Source organism: Micromonospora sp. DT227 (genome assembly GCF_049841835.1).
In the GTDB taxonomy this organism is placed as follows: Bacteria; Actinomycetota; Actinomycetes; order Mycobacteriales; family Micromonosporaceae; genus Micromonospora.
Genome location: NZ_JBNCLA010000001.1, coordinates 1,106,301 through 1,131,022, shown reverse-complemented (window position 1 = coordinate 1,131,022; position 24,722 = coordinate 1,106,301). Strand labels below are relative to the sequence as shown.

At 69.1% G+C, this 24,722-nt stretch carries 27 protein-coding genes and 32 tRNA genes; 10 read left to right on the top strand and 49 right to left on the bottom strand.

The features are described 5' to 3' along the window. Nucleotides 1–64: 64 nt before the first annotated feature. From ACLQ2W_RS05800 to ACLQ2W_RS05785, 4 genes are read left to right on the top strand one after another with little or no spacing between them, the layout of a single operon-like run. Nucleotides 65–436, top strand: coding sequence for a hypothetical protein (locus ACLQ2W_RS05800; RefSeq protein WP_425785499.1), 372 nt, complete (start codon nt 65–67; stop codon nt 434–436). After that, nucleotides 436–585 carry a hypothetical protein gene (locus tag ACLQ2W_RS05795; RefSeq protein WP_425785498.1) on the top strand — a complete coding sequence of 50 codons (150 nt, stop codon included), beginning with the start codon at nt 436–438 and terminating at the stop codon, nt 583–585. The genes ACLQ2W_RS05800 and ACLQ2W_RS05795 overlap by 1 nt, the downstream gene beginning before the upstream one ends. A gap of 27 nt (nt 586–612) precedes the next feature. Beyond that, the gene (locus ACLQ2W_RS05790) at nt 613–885 is read left to right on the top strand and encodes a hypothetical protein (RefSeq protein WP_425785497.1); all 273 of its coding nucleotides are present in this window, start codon (nt 613–615) and stop codon (nt 883–885) included. Then, nucleotides 885–1,124, top strand: a complete 240-nt coding sequence (locus tag ACLQ2W_RS05785) for a hypothetical protein (RefSeq protein WP_425785496.1) — start codon at nt 885–887, stop codon at nt 1,122–1,124. Before ACLQ2W_RS05790 ends, ACLQ2W_RS05785 begins: the two co-directional genes overlap by 1 nt. Before the next feature lie 283 nt (nt 1,125–1,407). On the opposite strand, the gene ACLQ2W_RS05780 is transcribed toward ACLQ2W_RS05785, so the two are convergent. Continuing rightward, a complete protein-coding gene (locus ACLQ2W_RS05780) occupies nt 1,408–2,061 on the bottom strand; it encodes a hypothetical protein (protein WP_425785495.1) in 654 nt (217 codons plus the stop codon). A gap of 207 nt (nt 2,062–2,268) precedes the next feature. Here ACLQ2W_RS05780 and ACLQ2W_RS05775 point away from each other — a divergent pair, with 207 nt between their 5' ends. After that, nucleotides 2,269–3,492 (top strand): hypothetical protein, encoded by a 1,224-nt coding sequence (locus ACLQ2W_RS05775; protein WP_425785494.1) that lies wholly within the window; start codon nt 2,269–2,271, stop codon nt 3,490–3,492. A 119-nt stretch (nt 3,493–3,611) separates the two neighbouring features. Here the strand turns inward: ACLQ2W_RS05775 and ACLQ2W_RS05770 are convergent, their stop codons facing one another. The 5 genes from ACLQ2W_RS05770 to ACLQ2W_RS05750 form a co-directional block, all read right to left on the bottom strand. After that, entirely contained in the window at nt 3,612–4,478 is an 867-nt protein-coding gene (locus ACLQ2W_RS05770) for a hypothetical protein (RefSeq protein ID WP_425785493.1), read from the bottom strand. A 93-nt stretch (nt 4,479–4,571) separates the two neighbouring features. Then, nucleotides 4,572–5,177, bottom strand: coding sequence for a GNAT family N-acetyltransferase (locus ACLQ2W_RS05765; RefSeq protein WP_425785492.1), 606 nt, complete (start codon nt 5,175–5,177; stop codon nt 4,572–4,574). Between the two features lie 23 nt (nt 5,178–5,200). Continuing rightward, nucleotides 5,201–5,863 carry a GNAT family N-acetyltransferase gene (locus ACLQ2W_RS05760; protein ID WP_425785491.1) on the bottom strand — a complete coding sequence of 221 codons (663 nt, stop codon included), beginning with the start codon at nt 5,861–5,863 and terminating at the stop codon, nt 5,201–5,203. Between the two features lie 14 nt (nt 5,864–5,877). Next, on the bottom strand, nt 5,878–7,371 hold the full coding sequence (locus ACLQ2W_RS05755) for an APC family permease (protein WP_425785490.1): 1,494 nt from the start codon (nt 7,369–7,371) through the stop codon (nt 5,878–5,880). Between the two features lie 61 nt (nt 7,372–7,432). Further along, nucleotides 7,433–8,134 (bottom strand): GOLPH3/VPS74 family protein, encoded by a 702-nt coding sequence (locus ACLQ2W_RS05750; RefSeq protein ID WP_425785489.1) that lies wholly within the window; start codon nt 8,132–8,134, stop codon nt 7,433–7,435. Nucleotides 8,135–9,094: 960 nt separating this feature from the next. On the opposite strand from ACLQ2W_RS05750, the gene ACLQ2W_RS05745 reads away from it, so the two are divergent. The 3 genes from ACLQ2W_RS05745 (at nt 9,095) to ACLQ2W_RS05735 (ending at nt 10,898) form a co-directional block, all read left to right on the top strand. Next, nucleotides 9,095–9,994 (top strand): helix-turn-helix domain-containing protein, encoded by a 900-nt coding sequence (locus ACLQ2W_RS05745; protein WP_425785488.1) that lies wholly within the window; start codon nt 9,095–9,097, stop codon nt 9,992–9,994. Further along, complete coding sequence (locus tag ACLQ2W_RS05740; protein WP_425785487.1) at nt 9,987–10,187, top strand: DUF397 domain-containing protein; 201 nt, start codon at nt 9,987–9,989, stop codon at nt 10,185–10,187. The genes ACLQ2W_RS05745 and ACLQ2W_RS05740 overlap by 8 nt, the downstream gene beginning before the upstream one ends. A 222-nt stretch (nt 10,188–10,409) precedes the next feature. Continuing rightward, a complete protein-coding gene (locus ACLQ2W_RS05735; RefSeq protein WP_425785486.1) occupies nt 10,410–10,898 on the top strand; it encodes an NUDIX hydrolase in 489 nt (162 codons plus the stop codon). Here the strand turns inward: ACLQ2W_RS05735 and ACLQ2W_RS05730 are convergent. Genes ACLQ2W_RS05730 through ACLQ2W_RS05700 form a run of 7 tightly spaced genes read right to left on the bottom strand, consistent with a single transcriptional unit; the run spans nt 10,895 to nt 15,797 of the window. Beyond that, nucleotides 10,895–12,145 carry a glycosyltransferase family 4 protein gene (locus ACLQ2W_RS05730; protein ID WP_425785485.1) on the bottom strand — a complete coding sequence of 417 codons (1,251 nt, stop codon included), beginning with the start codon at nt 12,143–12,145 and terminating at the stop codon, nt 10,895–10,897. The two genes, ACLQ2W_RS05735 and ACLQ2W_RS05730, sit on opposite strands and share 4 nt — an antisense overlap. Beyond that, entirely contained in the window at nt 12,142–12,792 is a 651-nt protein-coding gene (locus ACLQ2W_RS05725) for an AAA family ATPase (RefSeq protein WP_425785484.1), read from the bottom strand. The genes ACLQ2W_RS05730 and ACLQ2W_RS05725 overlap by 4 nt, the downstream gene beginning before the upstream one ends. Then, the gene (locus ACLQ2W_RS05720) at nt 12,761–13,681 is read right to left on the bottom strand and encodes a DUF2797 domain-containing protein (protein WP_425785483.1); all 921 of its coding nucleotides are present in this window, start codon (nt 13,679–13,681) and stop codon (nt 12,761–12,763) included. The genes ACLQ2W_RS05725 and ACLQ2W_RS05720 overlap by 32 nt, the downstream gene beginning before the upstream one ends. After that, nucleotides 13,626–14,408: a hypothetical protein gene (locus ACLQ2W_RS05715; protein WP_425785482.1), complete on the bottom strand. Its 783-nt coding sequence runs from the start codon at nt 14,406–14,408 to the stop codon at nt 13,626–13,628. The genes ACLQ2W_RS05720 and ACLQ2W_RS05715 overlap by 56 nt, the downstream gene beginning before the upstream one ends. Continuing rightward, complete coding sequence (locus ACLQ2W_RS05710) at nt 14,405–14,854, bottom strand: 6-pyruvoyl trahydropterin synthase family protein (RefSeq protein ID WP_425786021.1); 450 nt, start codon at nt 14,852–14,854, stop codon at nt 14,405–14,407. Before ACLQ2W_RS05710 ends, ACLQ2W_RS05715 begins: the two co-directional genes overlap by 4 nt. A gap of 5 nt (nt 14,855–14,859) precedes the next feature. Next, entirely contained in the window at nt 14,860–15,447 is a 588-nt protein-coding gene (gene folE, locus ACLQ2W_RS05705; RefSeq protein WP_425785481.1) for a GTP cyclohydrolase I, read from the bottom strand. Then, a complete protein-coding gene (locus tag ACLQ2W_RS05700) occupies nt 15,444–15,797 on the bottom strand; it encodes a dihydroneopterin aldolase (protein WP_425785480.1) in 354 nt (117 codons plus the stop codon). The genes folE and ACLQ2W_RS05700 overlap by 4 nt, the downstream gene beginning before the upstream one ends. Nucleotides 15,798–15,959: 162 nt before the next feature. Between ACLQ2W_RS05700 and ACLQ2W_RS05695 the strand changes: the two genes are divergently transcribed. After that, the gene (locus tag ACLQ2W_RS05695) at nt 15,960–17,183 is read left to right on the top strand and encodes a helix-turn-helix domain-containing protein (RefSeq protein WP_425785479.1); all 1,224 of its coding nucleotides are present in this window, start codon (nt 15,960–15,962) and stop codon (nt 17,181–17,183) included. Between the two features lie 706 nt (nt 17,184–17,889). Further along, nucleotides 17,890–18,078, top strand: coding sequence for a hypothetical protein (locus ACLQ2W_RS05690; protein ID WP_425785478.1), 189 nt, complete (start codon nt 17,890–17,892; stop codon nt 18,076–18,078). A gap of 121 nt (nt 18,079–18,199) precedes the next feature. Here ACLQ2W_RS05690 and ACLQ2W_RS05685 read toward each other — a convergent pair whose 3' ends face one another. The 36 genes from ACLQ2W_RS05685 to ACLQ2W_RS05510 all read right to left on the bottom strand — a co-directional run bounded on the left by ACLQ2W_RS05685 (nt 18,200) and on the right by ACLQ2W_RS05510 (nt 24,712). Further along, nucleotides 18,200–19,864: a TROVE domain-containing protein gene (locus ACLQ2W_RS05685; RefSeq protein ID WP_425785477.1), complete on the bottom strand. Its 1,665-nt coding sequence runs from the start codon at nt 19,862–19,864 to the stop codon at nt 18,200–18,202. A 441-nt stretch (nt 19,865–20,305) separates the two neighbouring features. Continuing rightward, a tRNA-Cys gene (locus ACLQ2W_RS05680) sits at nt 20,306–20,376 on the bottom strand. Nucleotides 20,377–20,385: 9 nt separating this feature from the next. Next, nucleotides 20,386–20,458 (bottom strand) — tRNA-Arg (locus ACLQ2W_RS05675). A 1-nt stretch (nt 20,459) separates the two neighbouring features. Then, nucleotides 20,460–20,547, bottom strand: a tRNA-Tyr gene (locus ACLQ2W_RS05670). 1 nt (nt 20,548) lies between these two features. Then, nucleotides 20,549–20,623: transfer RNA gene (locus tag ACLQ2W_RS05665), tRNA-His, on the bottom strand. 20 nt (nt 20,624–20,643) lie between these two features. Beyond that, a tRNA-Val gene (locus tag ACLQ2W_RS05660) sits at nt 20,644–20,716 on the bottom strand. A 7-nt stretch (nt 20,717–20,723) separates the two neighbouring features. Further along, nucleotides 20,724–20,813 (bottom strand) — tRNA-Ser (locus tag ACLQ2W_RS05655). A gap of 1 nt (nt 20,814) precedes the next feature. Next, nucleotides 20,815–20,891 (bottom strand) — tRNA-Asn (locus ACLQ2W_RS05650). Between the two features lies 1 nt (nt 20,892). Next, a tRNA-Glu gene (locus tag ACLQ2W_RS05645) sits at nt 20,893–20,966 on the bottom strand. A 6-nt stretch (nt 20,967–20,972) separates the two neighbouring features. Continuing rightward, nucleotides 20,973–21,044, bottom strand: a tRNA-Val gene (locus tag ACLQ2W_RS05640). A 2-nt stretch (nt 21,045–21,046) separates the two neighbouring features. Further along, a tRNA-Met gene (locus tag ACLQ2W_RS05635) sits at nt 21,047–21,122 on the bottom strand. Between the two features lie 2 nt (nt 21,123–21,124). Continuing rightward, nucleotides 21,125–21,196, bottom strand: a tRNA-Lys gene (locus tag ACLQ2W_RS05630). Nucleotides 21,197–21,205: 9 nt separating this feature from the next. Then, nucleotides 21,206–21,278, bottom strand: a tRNA-Arg gene (locus ACLQ2W_RS05625). 4 nt (nt 21,279–21,282) lie between these two features. Further along, a tRNA-Lys gene (locus ACLQ2W_RS05620) sits at nt 21,283–21,356 on the bottom strand. 1 nt (nt 21,357) lies between these two features. Next, nucleotides 21,358–21,446: transfer RNA gene (locus ACLQ2W_RS05615), tRNA-Ser, on the bottom strand. Nucleotides 21,447–21,451: 5 nt separating this feature from the next. Next, nucleotides 21,452–21,525 (bottom strand) — tRNA-Pro (locus ACLQ2W_RS05610). Nucleotide 21,526: 1 nt separating this feature from the next. Further along, nucleotides 21,527–21,602 (bottom strand) — tRNA-Pro (locus ACLQ2W_RS05605). A 5-nt stretch (nt 21,603–21,607) separates the two neighbouring features. Further along, nucleotides 21,608–21,680, bottom strand: a tRNA-Arg gene (locus ACLQ2W_RS05600). A gap of 1 nt (nt 21,681) precedes the next feature. Continuing rightward, nucleotides 21,682–21,758: transfer RNA gene (locus ACLQ2W_RS05595), tRNA-Ile, on the bottom strand. A 1-nt stretch (nt 21,759) separates the two neighbouring features. Further along, nucleotides 21,760–21,850 (bottom strand) — tRNA-Ser (locus tag ACLQ2W_RS05590). 11 nt (nt 21,851–21,861) lie between these two features. Beyond that, nucleotides 21,862–21,934, bottom strand: a tRNA-Asp gene (locus tag ACLQ2W_RS05585). 102 nt (nt 21,935–22,036) lie between these two features. Then, nucleotides 22,037–22,109 (bottom strand) — tRNA-Ala (locus tag ACLQ2W_RS05580). A gap of 5 nt (nt 22,110–22,114) precedes the next feature. After that, nucleotides 22,115–22,188, bottom strand: a tRNA-Leu gene (locus ACLQ2W_RS05575). Between the two features lie 10 nt (nt 22,189–22,198). Continuing rightward, nucleotides 22,199–22,272, bottom strand: a tRNA-Met gene (locus tag ACLQ2W_RS05570). Between the two features lie 5 nt (nt 22,273–22,277). After that, nucleotides 22,278–22,350, bottom strand: a tRNA-Thr gene (locus ACLQ2W_RS05565). A gap of 127 nt (nt 22,351–22,477) precedes the next feature. Continuing rightward, nucleotides 22,478–22,550: transfer RNA gene (locus ACLQ2W_RS05560), tRNA-Thr, on the bottom strand. A 1-nt stretch (nt 22,551) separates the two neighbouring features. Continuing rightward, a tRNA-Leu gene (locus ACLQ2W_RS05555) sits at nt 22,552–22,627 on the bottom strand. Nucleotides 22,628–22,634: 7 nt separating this feature from the next. Next, nucleotides 22,635–22,706: transfer RNA gene (locus tag ACLQ2W_RS05550), tRNA-Gln, on the bottom strand. 36 nt (nt 22,707–22,742) lie between these two features. Beyond that, nucleotides 22,743–23,186, bottom strand: a complete 444-nt coding sequence (locus tag ACLQ2W_RS05545) for an HNH endonuclease (protein ID WP_425785476.1) — start codon at nt 23,184–23,186, stop codon at nt 22,743–22,745. Between the two features lie 37 nt (nt 23,187–23,223). Continuing rightward, nucleotides 23,224–23,296 (bottom strand) — tRNA-Gly (locus ACLQ2W_RS05540). Then, complete coding sequence (locus tag ACLQ2W_RS05535) at nt 23,279–23,692, bottom strand: group I intron-associated PD-(D/E)XK endonuclease (protein WP_425785475.1); 414 nt, start codon at nt 23,690–23,692, stop codon at nt 23,279–23,281. Before ACLQ2W_RS05535 ends, ACLQ2W_RS05540 begins: the two co-directional genes overlap by 18 nt. Nucleotides 23,693–23,753: 61 nt before the next feature. Next, nucleotides 23,754–23,829: transfer RNA gene (locus ACLQ2W_RS05530), tRNA-Thr, on the bottom strand. A gap of 7 nt (nt 23,830–23,836) precedes the next feature. After that, nucleotides 23,837–24,394 (bottom strand): hypothetical protein, encoded by a 558-nt coding sequence (locus ACLQ2W_RS05525; RefSeq protein ID WP_425785474.1) that lies wholly within the window; start codon nt 24,392–24,394, stop codon nt 23,837–23,839. Between the two features lie 58 nt (nt 24,395–24,452). After that, a tRNA-Leu gene (locus ACLQ2W_RS05520) sits at nt 24,453–24,525 on the bottom strand. Nucleotides 24,526–24,561: 36 nt separating this feature from the next. Continuing rightward, nucleotides 24,562–24,634: transfer RNA gene (locus ACLQ2W_RS05515), tRNA-Gln, on the bottom strand. 5 nt (nt 24,635–24,639) lie between these two features. Beyond that, nucleotides 24,640–24,712 (bottom strand) — tRNA-Gly (locus tag ACLQ2W_RS05510). Nucleotides 24,713–24,722: the final 10 nt, after the last annotated feature.

Genomic DNA, 24,722 nt, shown 5'->3' with positions numbered 1-24,722 from the left:
CACCGCTGCCCAGTAAGTCATACTTGGCCGGAGCTAGTAAGTCTTACTCGACAGGAGCATCCCCATGCCGAACCTCGACCGCCTCCCCACCGTCGAAGACGGCCTCGAAGGCATCATGAAGCTCGTCGACCTGTTCGGCGAGGAAGAGGTCTTCCGCTTCATCGGCTACATCCGCGACCACAAGGGCACCGTCACCGCCGTCAGTGAGGCCCGGCAACGGCTCGCCGCCAGCATGCTGCGCGACCTGATGAAGGAACAGGCCCTCGACTACGAGGAAGCCCGCCGCGAACTGGCGAAGAAGCTCGGCTACAAGCCGGATACACGGACCAACCTTTACAAGCTCATCGAGGCCGGCGAGGACCTCCTCAACACCGGGCCTGGGCGAGCCGGCGAACGTGCGGCGTTGAAGTATCTCGAATCGACCGGGGAACTCTGATGCGCGGACGAGGCCTCCTCGCCGCCGCCGCGATCGGCTTCCTGATCGCGATCCCCGAGTTCCGGAGCGTCGAGGGCTTCGTCTTTATCGTCGGCGTCACCGCCGCGATCCTGCTCGCCGCCGCGGTGCCTACCTCGCGCCGCCGCTGAACCCGCAACGTCCACAAGGAGGAAACGATGATCACTATCACCGACCTGGCTGCCGAGCTGGGCATGTCCAGCGACCCGGAAAAGGTTGCCCTCTTCGTCGGGGCGTTCGCCGAGAACGACACCCGGACCGGGCGTCTGGCGAAGCGATGGGCCGGGCAGGGCATGGAGGCCACGTTCACCCGCGACGAGGCGGATGAGCTGATCGCCGAGTGGGACCGGCACGCGACCTACGCTGAGGCCGTCGCCTATCTCAGCGGTGACCCGGAGGACGTCGCCGTCGCCGAGCGGTACCAGCCCTGATGGGTGAGACTCCTCCCGCCTACTGGGATCTCGCGGACCTCGCCGGCACTGGCGACCTGGCCGACGAGTTTGAGGTCAACACCGCGACGATCAGCAACTGGACGACCCGCTACCCCGACTTCCCCCGGCCGCTCGTCGAACTCTCGTCGGGCCCGGTTTACTCGAAGTGGCAGGTACGCCAGTGGCACGACACCCGGATCTGGAAGCCTGGCCGGCCACGTCAGCGGCAGGCAGAGTGAGATGGCCGCTCCGAGATGGTCGAGTGCAGCTCTCGCGTCGGCGGCGGCCCAGAACTGCACGTCACCAGGCCCTGCGGTTGCCCCGCGCCAACTTCGTCAGGCTGACGCGGGGCGACCGGCCGGTGGCCTGCGGACCGAGCCGGCTCCACCTGCACGCAGCCGTGGCCAGCAGCCCGGGCGGCGGCCTCGCCGACCCGAACGCAGTCTCCTCGCCGCGCCCACGCGGGTCCACCGGTCAGCGCATGCCTGTGGATAACTTCCAGGCCTGTGGATAACGCCCTGATCATGGGAGCCTTGTGCTACGCGTCGGCCGCTCGGACAAGGAGGCCGGCGGCTCGTTAAGCTGCGCCGAGTACGACCGGCTCCAGGTGCGGCTCCCTCCACCGCCCTCGTGGCATGCGAAGTCCAGTCGGACGGTCACCGGCGACAGCGCGTTCCAGTCCAACATCAGCACGACGGTGTGCATGGCGCCGGGCGCGAGATTGGTCAGCGTCATCGACGAGGCGACGTCCATCTCGCCGACCTTCTCAACAAGACCCAACACAGCGGCCTGGTCGGCGGCGCTGACCACGACCCGGTCCAAACGCGTGCCAGCGACCAGCGTGAACACGATCGTCCCGAACCGCTCCCCGCTGACCATGTCCCACGCGTCACCGAGCTGAAAGACCGGCCCGGCCGCTTCGTCCCGCGCCTGCTGCTCGCTCCGGTACTGCTGGCGGGCCAACTCGACCTGCTCTTCAGCGGCGCGCGCCTGACGCTTCGCGACCTCAGCCGCTTCTCCAGCGTCCTTGGCCTGCTCCTGCGCGCTCACGGCCTGCGCTCGGGCGCTCTTGGCTTGGCTTCTGGCGCTGACGGCCTGCGAGACCGCCACGATCGCGCCGAGCACTGCCAGCGCCCCCGGCCCCCACGCCTTGATGACGTTGATGATGTCGTCCATCGCCCGCCCCACTCCCGATGTCTCGGCCGTGCAGGGTACGCGACAGGTCCCACAAGAGCAGGCGCGCGCATGCTCGCGCCTGACCGGGCACGCGGAGATGGGCTCTCATGTTCGAGGTGCCGATTTCCATGTGCCGATACAGTGGGTAGGCGGCGCATGACTCGTCGGTGCTGGCGACCTGCGCCCCTGATCAGCAGGGGGAAGCCTGTGACTCGACCAATCTGGGAGCAACTCGACCCGCTCACGTTCAACGACGGCGTGTTCTACGTGCCCGCCGGCGTCGAGTTGCAGCCACGCCTCGCGTTCTGGGGCCACCCCACGCGGCCCGGCCTACGCGAACGCCTCGCCAATGACCGTCCCCACGGCATCGGCGGCAAGAAACTGCTCTGCCTGCTCTGCATGCGCCACCGAGCCCAGAACGGACTGCCTCGCATCCCGGTCTGGCTGACCTTCGTCGAGGGACCGCACCGCCCGACGTTCCGGCACGAGGACGGCCGCTCCCCACACCCGGAGCACGAGCCCGAGACCGACACCCACAAGGCGCTCAAGGAGCGCAAGGCCCGCACCTGGGAAGCCGTCGGCGGCGACGTCAAGGTTGAGGTCTGGCGCCCCCGAGCACGCCGTCGACCCGACGTCCTGGCCATCGGCCCGAATCTGACGGTGGCAGGGGAAGTTCAGCACTCGAAGGCAGACGCGCGAAGCATCCAGGCCCGGCAGCGAGCGCTCCGCAAGGCGGGCGACCGCGTGGTGTGGACTACCGACCGCGGTGCCGGCGACATCGCGTTCCTGCACGCGGTCCCGCACCTGTCCGTGCCGGCCCTCGCCGACCACCGCATGTATCTGTCCGAGACCCGGCTAGAGATCGGTGCCGGCGCGATCACCTTCGAGACGCAGCGGTGCGGATGGGCCGACCTGTGGACCAGCACCACCCGCTGCCCGGTCACCCGCAAGGCGAAGCCATGCGGTGCCATGCACCTGTACCCGACGCTGAACCCGCACGGCTACAGCCGGCAGAAGGCCGCCACGACCGCCATGTTCCCCTGCGGTCCGCGCCCCCACCTAGACCACCTGCTGGAAGGCATCCTCCACGGCACCTGGCTGCCGTACCAGCACCGCCACCGCGTCAGTTGGATCCCTGCCGATGTGCACCCCACCGTCACGGCCGAGCGAGGCGGAACCTTGGACTTGGCCGAGAGCGGAAGTACGCCGCGCGGCGACGGGCAGGCGGGGCGCGCATGCGAGCGACGGTACGGTGGCATCGTGACCCAAGCTGAAGCGCCGGCGGCAGAGACCATGCCGTTGTGTTGTGGCAAGAGCCTGCCGGGCAAGGTCGGGGAGCCGCTTGTGCTTGCGTGCCAGGTCTGCCCCAACTCCCCGACGTACTACGGCCGGGATGATCCTCGCCCGGTGCCGTCGGGCTCGAACACCTGAGCGCCGGAAAGGGCCCGGAAGGGTGACCTCGTGGTGGCGGATCCGCAGCGTCCCCTGCTGATCTCGCACGGTCACACCTTCCGGGCACTTCTACCCGGACGACAGCGGGTAGCTCAGATTCACTCGGCGGCTGTGGGACTGGTGGCGTGGCCGCGTTCGAGGATGAGGACGTACGAGAACAGGCCGCGCAGGCGTTCGGTCAGGTGTTCCTGCGCGGCGAGGACTTCGCCGGTGCGCGGGTCGACCAGCAGTTCGATTGTCGATCCACCGGCGGCGACCGCGAACGTCAGGCCGGTGCGGCCGAGGAGTCCCCTGGTCAGTCCGCGGTAGGTGATGCCCGGCACGCTGGCCAGGACACGCAAGGTCGTCGCCCGCTGCTGCCGGCTGAGGTACTGGCTGCTGACCAGCGTGACGATCCCGCCGACGAGGATCCTCGGGTACGCGGATTCCGCGGCCAACTGACGGGGTGCCAGAGCGTCAGCCAGCGACCTCGCCGTAGTCGGCAGGGGTTCGGGTAGATAGGGGCGGAGGGTGCCGGGTGGATACGTCGTCGTCGTCTCGGAAGCGTGAGCGAGCTGGCTCTGTTCCTGGCGTTGGGGTTGGTGGTCGACTCCCGGAAGGTCGGGCAGCCGTCGGGTGCTCTCGCGCCCGGATCCGTCAGTCTGACGGCGCCACTGCCGCAGGTCGGTGCGGGTGATGACGTTGGTGGCCCGGCTCCAGGACTGCGTGTGCAGGTAGGTGTAGGGCAGCCCGGTGTCGCCGTCACCCGGAGCGGCGGTAACGGCATCGGCGAGGGCCGTCAGCCGCTGCGACGAGGTTAGGCCGGGGTCAGTGGCGGCTGGTCGGATGCTGGCAGGCTGGCTGGATGGGGACGCGGCTGGTTTGGGAGCAGGTCCGGCTGGCGTGCTGGTCTGGCAGCCGGCGAGCAGGAGGCTGCCGAGCAGGCTCACCGCTGCGCGGCGGACAGGGGCGGTCGATATGACCATGCGGATTCGTTCCTCGCTTAGGTTCGGCTGAGGGAAGCCCGGCGATCCGGGCTGCAACCTGCTGATGTGGTGACCGAGCGGAGCGTCGCTTGGTCAGGTGCTGCGCCTCGCCTGGGTCCGGTTCACGGGAACCGGCCGGCCGGCGCGACGTAGCGGCCAGAGTTTCGGCCCACCGGGTAGTTGCCTCGGCAGGCGGGCGTGGTAGCCGTAGCCGTGGTGGTGCAGGAAGTCGCGGCCGTGGGCGGTGGTCACCACGACGTCGATCGGGATCCCGAGCCGGTCGACGACCTGGTGGTGGCGGGCGAGTAGACGCTCGGCGATACCGAGCCCGCGGTGACTCGGAGCGACGTACAGCCAGGCCAGCCAGTGGTGCGGTGCGGGTGACCGGTAGGCGTTGACCATCGCGTCGTAGTGGCGGAAGCGAGGCAGTGCCGTGTCGGTGATGGTGGCCAGATGGCGGCGGGACAGCAGGTCGTCGTCCGGGTAGTGGCGCCAGATCGCGACGGCGGTCATGTCCAGCAGCACATCGACGGTGCCCCACTCGACGGCGTGATCGACGTCCATGGCCAACAGTTCGGTGAAGACAGTTCGCCGCTGCTCGGGGTCGGGTACCAGCCACTCGGCGACCGGATCGTGCATGACCCCGTCGGTCAGCAGCGCGACGACGGCGGCGACGTCGCCCGGCTGCACCGACCGCACGGCACCTTCTGCCGGCACGGCAGTCACTGCGACCGCCGGGGTGACGGCGTTTCGGCGGCGGGGAAGCCGGGTGGACCGTCGGCGCCGACCGGTCCGCGCCACATCCGCCAGATCGTGGGTCCCTTTACGGGAAGGCGCAGCGGCTCCCCATCACGGTATCCGAGTCGGAGGTACAGCTCGCGGTTGCGCGCATTGCTCGCCTCCAGGTAGGAGGGCATGCCCCGCTCGTCAAGTAGCTGGTGATAGCGGTTTAGCAGAGCAGTGCCGACACCCTGGCCCTGTTTGGCGGGGCTGACCGCCACGTAGGCAAGGTGGTGGTGCGGTTTGCGGGGGTGGAACACGTCGAACATGGCTTCGAGGAGCGTGAACTTCGGCGCGTACCGGCCGGTGGCGGCCTCCAGCGCGGCCTGGTTCTCCGCCGTCGATGGAGGCGCGGGTTCGGGCCGGGGGTACCAGATCGCGACGGCGGACAGGTCTGCGGTGGTGTCGACGTGGCCGTGGTCGAGGCCGTGACGGAGGACGAGGGTGAAGTACCGGTGGTAGACGGCACGCCGGTCGTCGTGGTCGGGGATCAGCCAGTCGGCGACCGGCCCGTCGAAGAACGCCTCCGCCAAAACGGGAACCAGAGGGTCTGTGTCGGCGGAAGTGGCGCAGCGGATGGTCACGCTGCTGCTGGGGGCGGCCATGGTGAACTCCTTGATCAGACCGGCTGGCGGAAGTTGACGGTGCGGCGGAGCGTCGCGGTGACGCTGTCCGCGCCGAGCCCGATCGCGTCGTAGACCTGGGGTCGTGTCGCGCGCAGGATCAGCGCCCAGGCGATGCCGACGAGGGCGGCTACCGCGTAGGCCGCCGGGAAGAGCCAGCGCAGCGGTGAGTGCTGATCGACGCCCAGGAGGACGTCGAACTCGCGCAGCGTGGCGGCGAGGAACCCGGTCAGCGTGAGCGTGGCGAGCAGCGGCGCGATGACTGAGGTCCACCAGCCCTCGCGGTGGGCGATGCGGGCGAAGAAGCCCACCACCGCCGCGGAGGTGGCGGTCATCAGGATCAGGACGCCGAGGCCGCCGGTCACTGTCACCCAGAAGAACAGGTGCACGATCGGGTCTGCGCCGGCCATCGCGTAGCCGATGAGGACGGCCACCGCGATCACGCTCTGCACGATCGAGCCGACCTTCGGGGCACCCGTGCGGCGGCTGGTCTGACCCAGCGCACCCGGGAGGACCCGCTCGCGGCCGAGGGCGAATAGGTACCGCGCAACAGTGTGGTGAAAGCTGAGCAGCGCGGCGAACAGGCTGGTGATGAACAGAACCCGCCCGACCGTCACGATGCTGGAGCCGAGGTGCGGAGAGACGAGGTTGAAGATGAGGTCGGTGCCGTCGGCGCGGGCCGCGTCGACGATCTTGTCGGGTCCGGTGGCGACGGACATCGCCCATGCCGACAGCCCGTAGAGCAGGCCTGTGGCGGCCACCGAGATGTAGGTGGCCCGGGCCACGGTCCGGCGCGGGTCGCGGGTCTCCTCGGAGTACACCACCGTGCCCTCGAAGCCGACGAAACCCGTGAGGGCCGTGACCAGCGCGGCCCCCATACCGGCGGTGAGGACGTTCGCCGGGGAAAGCGTGCCGAAAGTGACGTCGCCGCCGGCGGGGTGGCCGACCATCACCGCGTCGAAGACGAGCGCGACCGCGCACTCGGCGACGAGCATGACCGCCAGGACCTTGCCGTTGAGGTCGATGCGCAGCACGCCGAGCAGCGCGACCACGGCCCACCCGATCAGCGCCGACACCCACCAGGTGACGCGCAGGTCGTACTGGTCGCGCAGGAACGTCGCGAGGACCGCGCCGAAGCCGCCGTAGAGGCCGATCTGCATGGCGTTATACGCCACCAGCGCGACCATGGCCGCGCCGACGCCGGCCGGGCGGCCGAGACCTCGGGCGACGTAGGTGTAGAACGCGCCGGCGTTGACGATCCGCCGGGACATGGCCACGAACCCGACGGAGAACAGCGCGAGCACCGCCGAGACCACCAGGTAGGCCACGGGAATCCCGGCGACGCCGGTGACGGCCCACCCGGTCGTCGCACCGCCCGCGATCACCGTTAGCGGCGCTGCCGCCGCGATCACGATGAACACGATGTGGAACGTGCCGAGCCGGCCTCGGGCGAGGACCGCGGAAACGGTGTCAGGGGGAGTTGGGGGCATGCGGAATCGATCCCTCTCGCAGGGTTGCAGGGGTGGAAGGTGGTGCTGCCGCGCCTGGGGATCAGTCGCGGTGGCTCATGACGGCGGTGCCGATCTCCCTGTCCAGGTGGGCGAAAAGGTCCCGCATCGGTTCTGGTGCCTCACAGAGCAGCCGCCGCAGGTGCGCGCCAACGGTGTTGGGCGCCCCGTCGAGGACGAACCCGTCCAGCCGGCACGACACGGTGATGCCGGCCAGTGCCAGGTCGAACGGCGACAGCGGCTCGTAGTTGCGCAACCTCGTGGACAGGCGAGCCCATGACCAGGCGGCGACGTTGGTGTCGGTGGGTTTGTGTCGCGTGCCGCCGCGAAACATGCGGAGGAGCCGCCGCTGCTCCACCGGCTCGACCTTGCCCTGTCGGAACAGGCGCTGCGCCACGCGATCTGGGACGGTCTCCGCGAGGTACTCCAACCAGGTTCGGGTTGCGGTGTGCCGCTGGTCGGCCGCGACGGCGGAGAGCACGAAGCGTTGCAGCCAGTCCTCCGGTGGCCAGGCGTTCCGCACAACGACGTGTCCATGCTCGAAGGTCAGGCGCCCGATAAAGGCCAGCTCGCCGAGCAGGGCGGCGGCCAGCCCGTACCGGACCGCGTTACCGTGCAGCCGGGGCCTCCCGGTTTGGTCGTCGTGAGCGATGAGAAAGAACTCATCACCCAGCAGCAGGGGCCGATGGGCGACGCGCTGGCTGTATGGGGGCCTGACTACGCGGGGTTCACCCTGCACCTGCACTCTTAGGTCTTCTGCTGCGCCAGGAGGTGTGGTCACCGCCGTGGGCCTTCCTCAGTCGGGGATGGGATGCCGAGCTCTTCAAGAAGCTGCGGTCCGCCAGCGTGGCGGGCTAGCTCGGTGACGGCCCACGCTCGCTGGTTGCAGGTGCCGTCCTGGTTGCAGTGGAAGCAGGTGCCACCGTTCTTGTGCTGAAGCGCGGTCCGCCGGGCTGAGTCGAATCGGTCGATGCCGCGATCACTTTCGTTCGAGCCGGTCATGGGCTCTCGCGCCGGGAACGGCGGCACCACGACCATCGGCGTCGGCCGGGTCTGGCCAGGGCGGGCTCTGTGACTGTCCAGAAGGCTCGGTTTGCTGCGGCGATCTCGTTGGTGGTCAGGCCCGCGCCAACGGAGTTGCTGGTGAGCTGCCAGCCGCCACGTCGGCTGAAGAGAGACGCCGCGCCTTCGCGGTCGACCCCGAACGGCGCGAACACACGGTCGTCGGCCGGAGTGAACCACTTCCAGCGCCCCACTGCCATCGCCTCCTCATGCGAGGACGTACCCGGGCTCTCGTTGACGCCGGATGTTGTCCTCGGCCGGAGGATGCAGGGTCCGTCTCGGACGGGGGGCCGCTACGGGCCCTGCATCCAGCTCATCAGCGGGACTGTGACGGTCTTCACCTACTTAGCTGGCTGAGCGCTGTGCAGTCGCCGCGGTGGTGCAGGTGATGGCACCTGGCATGCCGGACTGCATGCGTTCGCTGCTCTGGGTGATCTTGCCCCCACAACTCGCTACCGCCATCGTGGGATGCTGTCTGGCAAAATGCAAGACATCATGGGATAGGAAACCACGCAGGTTTCCTCATGTTGGGGGAACTCACACGGTATTTCCCCTGGCAAATGCAGCACAGTGCTCCCTATGATCGGGAGCCCCATCGTTTGTATGCTGCTATCCGGCAATTTGGTGATAGGAGGCGCGCCCCGTGGCCGACACGGATGGATCAGCCCTGTTGAGGCGTCGCATCGGGCGCAGGCTCGCCGAGCTGCGTAAGGCGCGCGGGCTCAGTCAGGAGAAGGCAGCCGCGGCGCTTGAACGCAGCCCGGCCACCATCAGTCGCATCGAGGCCGGCGACCCCAGGGTGCGGTTCCGCGACATTGAGGTCCGCGCCATGGTCGAGCTGTACGAGGCGAGCCGAGCCGACCGCGAGGAGCTGCTCGCCCTGGCGGCCGAGACGCGCAGCAGCGGTGCCAGCGCCTGGTGGCACGACTACACCAACACCAGCCTGCCGAGCTGGTTCGGCCTGTTCGTTCAGCTCGAAGCCGGCGCCAAGCGGATCCGGCAGTACGAGCCGGAGTCGATTCCCGGCCTGCTCCAGACGCGCGAGTACGCCCGGCAGGTCACCGCCGTGCCGCAAGGACTCATCGACGCGCACGAAGTCGACCGTCAGGTCGACCTTCGTATGGAGCGCCAGCGGCTGCTCACCGACCCGCGCCCGCCTCACCTGTCGGTGGTGCTGAGCGAGGCGGTGCTGCGCCGCACCGTCGGCGGCCCCGAGGTGATGGCCGCGCAACTCCAACGGCTGCTCGATGTATCCCAGCAGCCGAGCGTGACAGTACGGATCATTCCCTTCGACGCTGGGGTGCATGGCGGAATGACCTCGGCATTCACGATCCTGTCGTTCCCCGAGTCGCCTGGCACGGCCGATCCTGTCGAACCACCGCTGGTCTACGTCGATAGCCTCACCGGCGCTCTCTACCTCGACAAACCGACCGAGGTGGCGGCCTACGAACTGGCTTGGGGCGATCTGACCTCACGAGCACTCGACGAGAAGACGTCGAGGAAGTTCATCACTACAACGATGGAGGACATCACCCGTGGTTGATACGACCGCCGCCCCCCGGTGGCGCAAGAGCAGCTTCAGCGGCAACCAGGGCAACTGCGTCGAGGTCGCGGACAACCTGCGCGATGCCGTTGCTGTCCGCGACAGCAAGGACCCCAACGGTCCCACGCTGGTCTTCAGCCCCACGTCATGGGCCAACTTCACCAACGGATTCCAGAACGGCACCTCGCTGTAGGTTCCCACTACAGCGGCCGGGGTGCAGTGAACGGCGCGCGGAGGTGGCCGCTGGCGGGCGGCCACCTCCGCGCGGCCACATGCGAGACCAGTGCCGAGCGCCGGCTCCCAGTGAGAAGCGCGGCGCACCGCCCTCCTGCTCCAGGCGGAGACGTCTTCCCCAGGTCTGCGACACGTCGGCGCGGCCGTCCCGCCGCCCGCCTGGACGCCGTAGCCTTCCGCCATGCCCACCACACTCCGGTTCGAATGGATCGCAGGCAGCCCGGCACCGACCACCACCGTGGTGCAGGTCTACGGCTGGCTGTTCGATGACCACGGGCGCGTGCTCGTGCAGGACACCCCGCAAGGCCACAACCTCCCCGGCGGAAGCCCGGAGTTGATTGACGCCGACGCGGCGGCCACCCTGCACCGGGAGGCGGCCGAAGAGTCGCAGGTACGGCTGACCGACCCTGTCCTTCTCGGGCACGAACTTGCCGGCGATCGCGCCTACCTGCGCATGGCTGCTCGGATCGTCGGGTTCGACGCTCGGCACCCGGACCCGGACGGGGGCCGGCTGCTCGGCCGCCGCCTGGTGCCGGTAACCGACGTGCCGCTCATGCTCGGCTGGGGCGAATCCGGAGCGCAGCAAGCCGCCCTTGCCGCCCAGATCGCGGAGAGCCGGTGGAGGTTGCCGGCGCGGTCCCCGTCCGCGCCAGCGACCGTCGTCGACTAGCCGACCGCCCACGGCGCGACCGTTCGCAGGAACCGGCCCACCGCGGCGTCGTGGTTGAAGCGAGAAGCCACCTCGTCCTGGCCCGCCCGACGCATCAGGTCCCGCTGCTTCGCAGTGGTGGCCAACGCGCGGTCGATGGCGGCGGCGAGCGCCTCGGGCCGACCTGGCTCGGCGGTGAACCCGGTGATCCCATCGGTGATCTGCTCGGCCAGCCCACCGGCTGTTGTGGCGACGACTGGTGCGGCGCCGGCGGCGAACGCTTCCAGCGGAATCCGGCCGAACGGTTCCTGCCTCGATGGCACGATCACGGCACGCAGACCTGGATGTGCGAGCAGGGTGCGCAGACGGGCGTCGAACCGGGTGTAGAGGGTGACGTCGACTCGCAACTGTGCGGCCCGGGCGGCGAGCTGGCGCTGGTAAGCGCTGATCGTTTCGCTGTCGGTCACCGCCGCGAGCACCAGGTGCGGCAATCCGCCGCCCGGGTGGTCAGTTTGAAGAAGCGCTAAGGCGTCGAGGAGATCCTCGAACCCTTTGTACGGCTCCGCTCTGCCCAGCGCCAGCAGGAAGTCCGCGCGCGCGGAGGCGGGGACGAGGTCATTGGCCGGCGTCAGCGGACGACGCTCATCGACCGTGAGCCCGTCGGGCAGGTCGACCAGCGCGCCGGCTGGCACCGCCAGGGCGTCGCGCAGGTGCCGCCGCATGTGCTCGGAGATCACCCCGATGCGGGTTCCGCCGGCGACGGCCGCTGCCATCCCTCGCTGCTCGTACTCGACGCGGTCGCGGTTGCCCGGGTCGTGCTGAAGCGCACTCGATCGGGGCACGTACGTCAGGAAGCGCAGGTACGGCGATGGCAGGTGCAGCGCCAAGCCCGCGAACGGCACGTCGAAAGCGACGATCGCGGGAGGGTCGCCGGTTTGCGGTGCCACCTCCGGCAGGACCCGGCCAGCATCGGCAGCGAGGTGCTGAAACGCGGGAAGTCCACCGAAGCGTGTGCGACCGCCGGTGCCGTTGCTCAAGGGGGCGACGTGCGCGCCGACGCTGTGCAGGATCCGTGCGGTGTCTCCCGCCCACTGGGTGTCGTACTCGGGGCTGGACGGTTCGAGGTGAACGGGCGCGACGACCAGCTCCACGTGGGGCGCGAGGTGTCGGATTGCGGCGCGCAGGAACGCCCGGTTGGCGTACCCGGCGCCGGTGCCGGCTCCGTAGAAGCCGTCGTGGATGCAGACGATGAGGCGGCGGCCGGTCATGGCACCGCCAGCAGGTCGGTGACGTGCCGGCGGATCGTGCCGAGGTCGACGGCGGCCAACCAGTGCCACGACGCGGCGCGCAGCTCGGCCGCCAGAGCCGGGTGCACGTCGGCGATGGCGGCCGTCGGATCCCGGTAGAACAGGGCGAGTCTGGCGAGGCCGGCTCGCGTGCTCCATGGGTGGCCGGCGGTGAGCCGGTCCGCGCGGCGGGCGAGGCTCGTCTCCGGGGCGCACCCGACGATGAGGTACGCGTCGGGGACGCTGAGAAGGCCGGCGTTCAGGTGCTCGTACGCCCACGAGGCGCGGGTGGCCAGCAGCGTCCGATCGTCGAGCGACGCGGCGTAGGCAAGCGCGGAGAGCCAGTCCCGGTCGCTGAGCACGGACCCGTTGGCTCGCGCCGCGGTGGCCTGCCGATGTTTGATCAGCCAGTTCGACTGGTGCGCGTTGTCGTCGCCGACGGGCGGGTGCCATTGGACCGGGATCGCGGCCCCGTCGAGGGTGGTGTACTCGGCGATGACCGCGTAGCCGCCTGCGGCGAGGGTTTCCGCCGTTGTGGTCTTGCCGGATCCGGGCATTCCTTCCAGGACGACGTGTCGGCCCGGTCGGATCTGAGGCTCAGAAGAGCGTTTCGGGTACGTGCTTGTCATAGCTTCCTACCAAGTTCAGGGGGCGCATCGGGGGCGCTGCGGCGCCCCTGATGACGGCGCGGGTCAGGGTCCATCCGGACAACGAGCGGGCGTTCAGCAGCCCGGGGCCGGCCACGGTGTCGAAGATGATGTCGCTGCCGGCGACGACGCGGATCCGCCCGACCAGCGTGACGGCATCCCGGAGCGGTCCGATCTCCCGCACGGAGGCCGGTGGCGGCGTGGCCAGGCCGTAGGTCGCGGCGAGGTCGTGCACGCGTGGTTGCTTGACGGTGAGCTGGGTGTCCCCGCTGATGTGTGGCACGGTGCGGTGCCACGCCTCGCGGAGCTGCTCCACGCGTTGGTCCGCGTCTCCGAGGCGCCACCACGCGCTGACCTTGCGGTCCCGGCGGACTGCCTCGCCGTGCTCGCCGAGGCCGCTGATCAGCCGTTCGGCGTGCCGTACGGCTGGTAGCGGCCCCTCGGCGAGCCAGGTGAAGGTGATGGCGGCCTGTTCGGTGAGGCGGCTGCTGCCGCGTTTGACAGCGGTGAGGCCCACCTTGATCAGCCGTTGGTCGAACCAGGCGAGGTAGAGCCCGAACGTGCGGGGGTCGGTGAGGTCAACTCCCCGAGCGAACCGGCGGCCGGGGTCGGCGGCCTGGCAGGCGGGACACTGGCCGCCAGTGGCGTCCAGCTCGATGTGGTGCCGGTGGGGGCACATCTGCTGCCGGCCGGCGTCGTGGTTCCAGATGCCGACGCATCGGCGCGGCCCGTGCAGGTGCCAGCCGACGATCTGGTCGAGCGCAAGCGGTTGGTGGCGGATGCCGCCGTCCGGGCCCGCCAGCGCCAGGGACGCGCTACCTGATGTCCAGACGATCCCGGTACAGAGCAATCCGTTGGTCGGCTCCGACACGGTCGTACCTCCCGTACAGGTCGTTTCGGGTTTCCTCACCGGTCAGGTGCGCCAGGTCGCAGAGCGCGTCTCCGGGCGAGTCCGGCATGTGCAGGTGGTTGCGCAGCACGTCAGCGCCGGAGAGCCCTGCCCTGATCCGCATCTTCAGGTCTTTCGGATTCCGGGCGGCGGCGCTGCTGAGCAGCAGCGCGTACACGGTCACCGGAGCGCTGGTGAGGTAGTTGTCCTGCCGGGCGACGTACTCGGCTCCGTAGGCGTCGGGGTAGAGCCGGCGAGCATCTGCCGAGGTCAACCTCTTGGAAGCGACGGCGGTGACGAGCTGGTCGCCGCTGAGCGCCCGCAGAACCTCGGGTGCGTCGCCGCCCGGCTTGACCATGGCGACGCTGGCGCGCAGCGGCGGCCAGTCGACGTCGCCGCCCGGCGCGCGCATCCGCTTCGCCCAATCGACCATGCAGCCGCAGGGGTTCTGCGTCAGCGACTCCGGATGCTGCACCGGTCGGTGCTGCGTCAGGGCCGCCACCATGGTCACGCACCGCTCGCACGCGCCTGGCTGCGCCCACACCTTCAGGCCCAGCTCGGGCGCCGGGGCTTGAGCGCGGTAGCAGACCCACCAGATGTCCCACGGGCTGTCGGTGCGGACGGGTTCCACCGGAGAGCCGATCATGGCGGACTCGGTGACGTAGGCGAGCAGCGCGGCGACCTTGACGCGGTATGCCAGGGCGGTCATGGGAGCCGCCTCCGTACGTTGGCGGCCACATCCGGGGCTTCCGACAGCTCCAGCTCCGCCCGGTGCAGTCCGGGCATTGGGGCGTGCAGCAGCACCTGGTCGAGTAGGTGCCCGGCGATCGCCTCCGTGGTGGTGTTGACCAGCGGCAGGACGGTCACCGAGCGGGCGGGCAGGATGTAGTCGCCGAACCGCACCTGCTCGGGGACGCTCAGGTCGAGATCCGCGGCCCCGCCGGCGACGAGGGTCCGTCGCCGGAGCGGCGCGATGACCCGCCGCAGGGTGGTCTTCACGGGCCCGAAGTCGGTGACCATGCCGTTGTCGTCAGGCTCACCGGCCAGGCGGAGCGTCACGAGGAAGGTGTGTCCGTGTAGGGGCTCGTACCCGTCGGCGTGCAGTCCGGCGTGGGCGGCGCAGAAGCTGAACTCGCCTCCGGACAGCACGATCATGGCGGTCACCGGGCGACCGCCGCGTTGACGAAGGAGTAGAACTCCGAGCGGGTGCGCGGGTCGTCCAGCACGAGCCCGCGCAGCGCGGACGTGACCGTTGACGTGCCGGACACCTGCGCGCCGCGCAGCCTCATGCACATGTGCTCCGCGCGCACCACCACGCCCACGCCTTTCGGTTGGAGCGTGACGCACAGCCAGTTCGCGATCTGGTTGGTGAGCCGCTCCTGCACCTGCGGTCCGCGGGCGAACAGTTCGACGCCGCGCGCGAGCTTCGACAGGCCGATGATCTGCGCGTCGGGCAGGTATCCGAAGTCCACGGTGCCGACGAACGGTAGGCAGTGGTGCTCGCACACGCTCGCGAAGGGGATCGCCTGTTGCACGATGAGCTGGTCGCAGCCTTCCTCGTTGTCGAAGGCGGTAGGGGTGAACTGGCGTGGGCTGGCCAGGTCGGCGTATGCCTTCGCCATTCGTCGCGGGGTGTCGCGCGTCGATGGGGTGTTCAGGTCCCATCCCAGTGCGGCCAGGAACGCGCGGGCGGCTTCCTCGGCGGCGGCCAGGTCCCGGGTGGGCCTGGCGACGGTGGGGGCGGTCACCGGGCACTCCGCTCGATGACCACGGCGACGTCGTCGGCGAAGCGGAGCGCGCCGGGCTTGGAGACCCGCACCTTGACGTGTGGGGCGTGGTGGTCGTCGAGTAGGTGGGTGGCGATCGCTTCGGCCAGCGCTTCGATCGTCTGGTAGCTGGACTGCTGCACGAGCGCGATGACGCCCTTGGTCGCCGTGCGGTAGTTCCACACCTCGGCGATGTCGTCGACGAGCGCGGCCGGTCGTGCTTCCGTTTGGACCGCCATGTCGATGACCACGTCGCTGAGGTCGCGGCGTTCCTCGTCGCGTACGCCGATGATGCAGCGAAGGCGAAGGCCGTTGATTTTGATCAGATCCACTGTCACTCCCGGTGGGTCGAGACTGCTGACCATCAACCCGTGATCACTATGTGCATTGGTGACGTAGCGGGCTGTCTAGACCGACGGTACGAGCGCATAATCAGACCTCGATGGGGTTGCCCCATGCCAGCAGCGAGGCATATCGCCAAGGAGCCAGGCATCGTGAGCGACAATTTCCGCGCAGAGCTGCGCCGCCGGAGGGTGGAATCCAACCTCTCCCTGCAACAGCTCGCCGAGGCGGTTCCTTGCGACCAGGGGTACCTGAGCAAGGTAGAGAACGGCCGTCGACGTCCGGGGCGGGAGATGGCGGCGAGGCTGGACCACGCGCTCGGCGCCGATGGCGCCCTGTTCGCCTTGGCGGGCGAGGAGCAGAAAGGCGGTGAGGACATGCGGCGACGTGCGGTACTTCAGGCCCTCAGCGTGGCCGGTATGGCGGTGGCCGGCTGGCCCCTCGCATCGGCGTCCCGACCCCGCAAGGTCGGCATGGACCACGTCGTCGACATCGCCGAGACCACCGCCGTCTACCGCGGCTGGGTGTCTCGCCATGGCGGGGCGGCGGTTCAGCAGCCGGCCGCCCAACTACTGGAGCAGGCCGCCGCGATGCACGGGGCCGCCTCCGATCCCACGGTCCGCACCGCTCTTCTCGTCGCGATCGCGGACCTTGCCGGACTCGGCGCGTACATCGCCCGCGACATCGGTGACCACCGCGGCGCTGACGAGCACGCCTGGCTCGCCCTATCCGCCGCCACCGCCGCCGGCGACACTGCACTGGGCGGCCACACCGTGGTCCGGATGGCTGGCCACAACATCGAGTTGCGGCGACCGGACAAGACGCTGTCGCTGCTCGACGCAGCCGCTACTCGCGCCGGGGACCTCTTCACCCCCGGCGACCGCGCCAACCAGGCATGCATCCGGGCATGGGCGCACGCCCAGGTAGGCGACGCTGATCTCGTCCGCCGGTCGGTAGGCGACGCGGAGGATGCCTTCACCAGAGTCGACGCCGCCAGCGCCCCAAGCTGGGCGGCCCAGCACGTCACCGAGGCCGAGCTCTACAGCCTCACGGGAGCGGCGTACACCGACCTAGCTCGCACCAGCCCCCCGCACGCCGCGACCGCCATCGACCGCCTAAGCCGCGCCCTGGACCTACGCGGTGTGTCGCTGGCCCGCAACCGCACCCTTGATCAGCTCAGCCTCGCCGAGGCCCTGCTGTACGCAGGCGAGTTCGAAGAGGCGGGCCGGACCGCGCTCGCGGCCACAACCGCCGCCGGCGACATCAACTCCGGCCGGTTGTCGATGCGGATCGCCGGCCTGAGCCGTCGAATGCAACCCCACACCCGCAAGGCGCCCGCCGTGGCCGAGTTCGTCTCAGCGCAGCGCACGGGGTAGCCACGGCGGGCGGCACCGAGGGAGTCAGCGAGTCGGGTTCGGAACGTTCGCTCGTGACCAACGTCAAGCGCGTAACGGATTGTGTCGGTTTAGTTACTTGAACTCGTTGAGCCTTCGATCCGTCCGCGCCACCCCTCAAATGAAGCTAAAAGTAAGTGAGCCTTCGCTATAAGTAACGGGCGTTTTGTGGCGGAAATCCTCGGCGCCGTCCCGCCACACCCCACCACCTCGGCCTACCGCCGACCGTCGACTTACCGTGCAGTAGCTCCTAAAGCAACGTTTAGGCGATGCCGGCAGACCAACCAATCCGAGCGCATAACTCCTGATCAGCGACTGCCCCGGTGGCGAAAACGGCAAATCCTGGACGCCCCCGAGCGGTATCGGCCACCCTTGACCCGGCACGCGCCGCGGTCTCCACGGCGGGTCTGGTCCCCGGCTCGGCTGGCAACACCGGGTCAAGCTTGGGATCCACCCCGCACATCGGTCATGGTGGCGCACTACAGTGCCAGTGTCCGGATCCACGGGGCCGCAGATCGAACTGATCGCGTGGACCCAGTTAGAGGCGCCGGACGACGTGCCGCGGTCGACCGACCCGACACAAAAAGTGGCGGGCACCTGGCTCCTACCCCAGGTACCCGCCTCCGCGCAACACCTATCGCCTCGGGGCGGAAAGGGTCAACGCATGAGCAGAGTACGTCATGCAGGAGTGACGCAGCAGTCGGAGCCGCAGGTCGGCCGCTCGGGACGGGTGATCCCGCTGCGCACCCTGCTCTTCCTGGTCATCTCGATCGGGGTGGGGTTCGGAGGAAGCTACGTCCCCGACATCGGCAACTCGGCGAGCCTGACGCTCGCCATGTTCCTCACGCTCGACCGCCTCCACCGCCAGGTCCAGTAAGGGCGGCGCCGGCTACCTGGCCACGGCAGGAACCGGCGGGAAGGGCACATAAGCGCGCTGAAACCCGATGGCCCCCGCACCAACTCCGGTGCGGGGGCCATCGTTCTGCGTGCAGCAGCGCTTATCCGGCCGACTCGACCAGCCACGGCCAGGCCGCGTTCCGGCCGGCCTCCAGGAGAGATACGAGTCGGAACGCGTGGTCAGTCAGCCCACCCACCGTGTGGCGGGTGCCGGTGCCCGACGCATTCGCGCCGACCCGGTAGCCCCCGATGTTCCAGGTGTAGACCGGCACGCTCTTCGGCACGACCTGGTCGACCGAGCTGTACCGGCCGCTGTTGTACTGCTCGTCGGTAACGATGAGCACCCGGTCGTGGCCCTTGAAGTGCGCCGCGACGGCTCCGAACGTGTCCGTTCCGTCGACCGAGTGGAACCGCTCCATGACCCGCAGCAGCGCATCGCCCTTGCGGAAGTCCACCCGGTACGAGGTGTTGCCGTACCCGGCCATCGTCGCGTCGGCCGCGCGCAGCGCCACCGCGGACCCGAACAGCTTCGCCAGGTCCGCGTTGGTGATGTGCTGGTGCTGCTGCTTCGACGAGAACGAGTAGCCCGGGAACATCGACGGCGACTGGTCGACCACGACGAGGGTCCGGCCGGGCAGCGCCGGCACGTTGGCCAGCGACGCCTGGAGCGCCCTCTCCAGCGCGGCGCCCCAGCGCAGCGACCCGACCGCCTTGTGAGCACCGTAGAAGTTGAACGGGAAAAGCCGCGACTTCGCCACCCGCTCCGGGTCGGCCAGCCGCGCGGCGACCCGCTCGGCGACCTCATCCGGCACGCCCGCGTCATCGAAGTTCCGCAGGTTCTTCAGCAGCGCCCCGTAGCCCATGATCGGGATGACGGCCGCCCAGGCGGCGGCGTCCATCGGACCGTGCAGCCAGCCCGCGACGGCCTCCCAGGTCATACCGGCCGCGCGGAGTCGGCCGACGCCGCCCGGTCCGGTGAGGACCGCGCGCCGCTCGGCGACCGGCAGCGCGGTCAGCTCCGCCCGGGCGCGCAGCATGGTCAGCTCGGCCGGGATCTCCGTCTGCCGGCCGCGAGCCTCGGCGTGGGCGTAGTCGAACAGCGCCCGCTTCCGCTCGGTGGCGCTGGCGAGCCAGATGTCCGGCGGGCCGTCGAGGTCGGCCGGCGGTTCGAGCACGTCGGCGTACGTCTTCCGGTCGGGGTGGATCAGGTCGAGGATGTGCGCGAAGCGGAAGCCGAGCCCCACTCGGTCGTACTTCGACAGGCTGTACTCGTCGTAGAGCCGGATCACGGCCCGCGCGATGCCCTTCTTCATGCCCTTTGGCATGGCCTTGCCGTACCGGCTGGTCCAGTAGCCGACCAGCTCGCCCGGCTCGTCGGCGCGCTGGAGGACCGCGTCGACCACGGTGGCGACGAGCTGGTCAGGGTCCGGCATGCCGCGACGCGCGGCGGTGAACTCGGCCGCGGCGACGAGCGGCGCGGTACGCAGGTTCCCGTCGCCGCGCAGCCAGCGCAGGAAGTCGGTCAGCCAGGCCGGGTCACTCATGGCCAGGCCACCGACGAGGACGCGGAACCGGTCGACGCGGGCGTCGGCGCACTCGTAGAAGGTGTCCTTGCTGACGTCGCGCAGCGCGACGCCGAGGAGGAACAGCTCGGAGCGCTCGTCGCGGACGTGTCCCGGGCGGCCGTGGGCGTTGGTTGCCGGCGCGGTCGTGGTGACCGGCGAGGTGACGGCCGGGCGGATGCGGGTCGCGTTGAACTTCGACATGGGCTCAACCCCTGGTTGCGGGGGAGCATCTTCGACAGGTGTACCGGGCCGGTGGTCAAGGCGACGGCGGCGTTTTTCTGTTCCTTTGCTCTGTCTCTGAGCTACGCCAGCCGGGCTGGCGACAGGATTTGAACCTGCGACCTAAGGATTATCCGTTGAAGAAGTATCCGCAATCTGCGCACCGGCCCGGTACACGCTGTGAAATTATGCCCCCCGGTGGTCAAGTTGACGGCGGTGTTTTTCAGCAGAAGAGAAGTAACCGCAGTCGGCGCACCGGAAGGATGCACGGGTGACGTTAGCAGTCGAACTGCGTCCGCGTCCAACCCCATTTCCGGGCCGCTCGCGGCAACTGTTCGAGAAATGCAAAACCGCAGGTGGATAGCCTATCGGCTCCCCTATCGGAGTAGCATCCCGCTCGCTATCCGCAGTGGATGGCAGTCGAGGCCGTGACCGGAATCGAACCGGCGTACGCGGTTTTGCAGACCGCTCCCTGGCCACTCGGGCACACGACCAAGCTGGAGCGCCCGCGGAGGGAATCGAACCCCCGACACCCAGCTCCGGAAGCTGGTGCTCTATCCCCTGAGCTACGCGGGCATGGTGTCGATGGAGGGACTCGAACCCCCTGAGCGCTGAACGCAACGGCTTTACAGACCGCCCCACCTCGCCATCGGTGGCGCACCGACTTGGGGTGACTGGCGGGATTCGAACCCGCGACCTCCCGGACCACAACCGGGCGCTCGGCCACAGAGCTTCAGCCACAACTTCGGCCCAAGGGCCAGTACCCGCGCCGGGGATCGAACCCGGGCCCTCTCCGGTGTGAACGGAGCGCTCGTTCCGCTGAGCTACACGGGCATGGGCATGGCGGAGAAGGTGGGATTCGAACCCACGAGGGACGCTCACGCGCCCCTACGCCGCTTCCAACGGCGTTCCCGCAACCGCCGGCTTCTCCATGGCTCCGACGGCTGGACTCGAACCAGCACCTGTACGGATTAACAGTCCGCTGCCCTACCGATTGGGCGACGCCGGAATGGTCGCGCGTGCGGGACTCGAACCCGCTTCACCAGCTTGAAAGGCTAGGGGCCTACCCATAACCGAACGCGCGTCTGCGTGCCGCGAGCTGGGATCGAACCAGCGGCCTACGCCTTGTCGAGGCGTTGCTCTCCCGCTGAGCTACCGCGGCGGGAGCGGGGGCGGGATTCGAACCCGCGATTTCCGGCTTATGAGGCCGGCGAGGACGACCGAACTCCTCTACCCCGCAAGTGCCGCCGAAGGGAATCGAACCCCCGCAGTCCGGATTAAAAGTCCGGAGCCCGGCCATCAGGCGCCGGCGGCATCGTGCTGAGCCCCGCGCTGGGCTCGAACCAGCGACACCCGCTTTAGGAGAGCGGTGCTCTATCCGCTGAGCTAGCGGGGCAAGTTGGTACGCCGCCGGAGGATCGAACTCCGCTCCCCGGATTAAGAGTCCGGTGCTAAGCCACTCAGCTAGCGGCGCATGGCGGTGAGGGAGGGAGTCGAACCCCCAAGGCCTTGCGACCCTGTCCGCTTTCGAGGCGGCGCCCGTCACCTATCGGGTGGCCTCACCATGAGTCGGGCTGGCCGGATTCGAACCGACGACCTCCGCGTCCCGAACGCGGCACGCTACCAAACTGCGCTACAGCCCGTTGGTCGGGATGGCCGGGCTCGAACCGACGACCTCCGGTCCCCCAGACCGGCGCGCTACCGACTGCGCCACATCCCGATACGCACCCCCGGCGCGATTCGAACGCGCGACCTCTGGATCCGTAATCCAGTGCTCTATCCGCTGAGCCACGGGGGCATGGTGTCGCCGGGCGGGATCGAACCGCCGACCTCTTCCTTATCAGGGAAGCGCTCCAACCTGCTGAGCTACGACGACCTGGCGGAGGGACCGGGATTCGAACCCGGGACGAGGTTGCCCCCGTACTGCCTTAGCAGGGCAGCGCCATAGACCGCTCATGCCACCCCTCCATGATCTTGCGCGCCGACGACGGGACTCGAACCCGCGCTCCCCTCGCTGACAACGAGGTGCCTTAGCCGCTAGGCCACGCCGACTGGACCGGCTGATTTACGGCGCCGCCGCTCGCGTCGCGAGCATCACGGTCGGCACCTGGTCCTCGTTCGCTCCCCGTACAGCCGGAGACAGGGCGAGGGACGTGGAATCGGGCGGAGTCGAACCGCCGGCCTCTGCATTGCGAAAGCAGCGCTCTACCAACTGAGCTACGACCCCATGCGTACCCGGAGCGCGATTCGAACGCGCACTGTCCCCGCCCTGAACGGGGTGCCTCCTGCCGTTGGGCTACCCGGGCATGTGTTGCGTGCCGACGCCCGGGCTCGAACCGGGGGCCTCTCCGTTATGAGCGGAGCGCTCTGACCACCTGAGCTACGTCGGCAAGGGAGCCAGCGGGGCGACTCGAACGCCCTACCTCCGGGTTACGAAGCCGGTGCACCGCCTGTCGTGCTGCGCTGGCGTGAGGCTCGGTGGGTCTCTCGCGTGCCGGGCCGGCGCCGTCGTTTCACCGACGGATCGCCGGCAGGGGCGCGACATCCCTGCCTTCTTCCTGGCGCCCCGGCCCGCGAGCGGCCCATCCGAGCGGGTGGAGCCGGCGGCGGGTGTCGAACCCGCGACGACCGGCTTACAAGGCCGGTGCGCCCGCCGGGGCTCGCCGGCGTGGTGCCCTCGGCGCGAGTCGAACGCGCACTGGCGACGTCCTCAACGTCGGGCCTCTACCGTTGGGCTACGAGGGCATCTGCGCTCCCGGGCCAGGATTCGAACCCAGCTCTCCGCATCCAGAGTGCGGCGTCTTGCCGACTAGACGACCCGGGAAGGGTGGCCGGCGGGCCGCGGTCCCGCCGGCCGGGATCAGCGCTGCATCATGCTCGACCAGGAGGGAACCGTCGGCTGCCGGAGCAGCTGCATCCCCGCCTCGGCGGGGGCGAGGTTCGCCTTGCGCTGGTTGCACGCGTAGCACGCGCTGATCGTGTTCTGCCACGTGTTCCGCCCGCCGCGGGAGCGGGGAAGGATGTGGTCGACCGTGGTCGCCGGCGCGGGGCAGTAGCCGCACCGGTGGCCGTCGCGGCGCAGGACGCCGCCCTTGCTCCAGGCGGGCCCGTGGGTGTAGCGCCACCGGGTGACGACGTACCGGACAAGCCGGAGCACGCGAGGCATCGGGAAGATGCCGAGGTGTCGGTCCGGCTCGGCTTCGTGGATCTCGGCGACCTGGCGCATGAGCATCCGGATCGCGTGTTTGATCGGGACCCGGTGCAGCGGTCCCAGGTCGGCGTTGAGGACGAGAACGGCGTCCACCGGGCCCTCCTTCCATGGTCGTGTCTGATGGTGTGCGAGCGGCAGACGGGGATCGAACCCGCCACCTCGACGTTGGCAACGTCGCGCTCTACCTACTGAGCTACTGCCGCAAGTTCGTAGTCGGCTGCCCACCGGATGCCGACGGACTGACCGTTGCGCACGGGGTCAACCCGGAGATATCCCTGCGCCGTTCCGATCTCAGCTACCGGGACCAGGTAGACCTTGCCCGTGTGCGCCGAGTAGACGCCGAATACGTCGGCGCGCCCCTGGTAGGGCATGTTCGCCCGGCTCGCCGCGTTGACGCTGCGGGCGTTGAAGACGATGCTGCCGGCCTTGAAGAATGCTGTCTTGCATTGCACGCGGATTAGCGTGCCGCCGTCGTCTACGGCCAGGTCGTAAGCGTGCCCACCACCGAAGGGCAGAAGCACTGACTTGCCCGCCTGCATCAAGGCGGCCAGGACGATGCCCTCCGTGCGGTTTCCGACGGTGGTGGTGTCTCTGCTCATGACTACCATCATGGGCATGGTGGCGGTCACCAGCCGCGCTGCCAACTGCGCTACGTCCGCGTGGAGCCGTCGGCCGGGGTCGAACCGGCGGCCTGCGCCCTACCATGGCGCTGCTCTACCAACTGAGCTACGACGGCGAGTTTTCTAGGTGATTGAGATGCCGACCTCGTCACCGTGGGCTTGGGCGACGGGGCATGGCCAGGTGGCCCGCGGGCAGACTCGACACTTCCACTTCCGGCGCACCCCGTCCCAGTGCGGGCGGTGGAACTTCGGCGGAAGCGCCCGACGTACCGACTCGGTCAGCATCGCGATGCGGTTGGTGTCGATCACGGTGAGGCGCTCGGGTGCTCGGGGCTTGCCAGCGGTGCAGTGATGGCAGCCGCAGCGGCCCGGGGCTTGCCGCACCGCCGGCTGTTCCGGCGTCGTGGGCTGGGGTCGACTTCTCGGCGGCTGCGGCGCCATCCCGCGTAGTGCTGCCATGGCCTGGTCGTAGTCAGCGCCAGTAGCCGTACAGAAGTCCCTCACCTTCGCCAGTTCGGGGTAATCCTGCCAGTCGCCGGCGAGCCATCGGAAGACAGTCGAGCGGCCGATGTGACCCTTCACCAGGTCCTTGATGGAGCAGTCGTTCTCGAAGGTGGCGGCGTCGACAGCAGAACGGACGAAAGCCGCGAATCGGTCTTGCGGGCTGTTGGTACTGGTCATGTTTGGTCCCCCTGCTGCGGAGGATATCCACGAGCGCTGCCCGTGCAGGGTTGGTGCGTGCCCCGGGAGGGAGTCGAACCCCCAACTCGCCCGCCTTGAACGGGCCGCCTCTTCCATTGGGCCACCGGGGCAATCCAGCCGCGCCGTTCACTCACCTGAACGTTGAGCTCCGGGAGCAGGAATCGAACCTGCGTCCTCCCGATCCAAAGTCGGGGCGCCCGGCCAGCAGAGCATCCCGGAACGAGAGCGGCCGGCGGGCATCGAACCCGCTGCTTCGGTTTGGAAGACCGACGTGTCCGCCGAGTTCACCACGACCGCAGGGCATGTG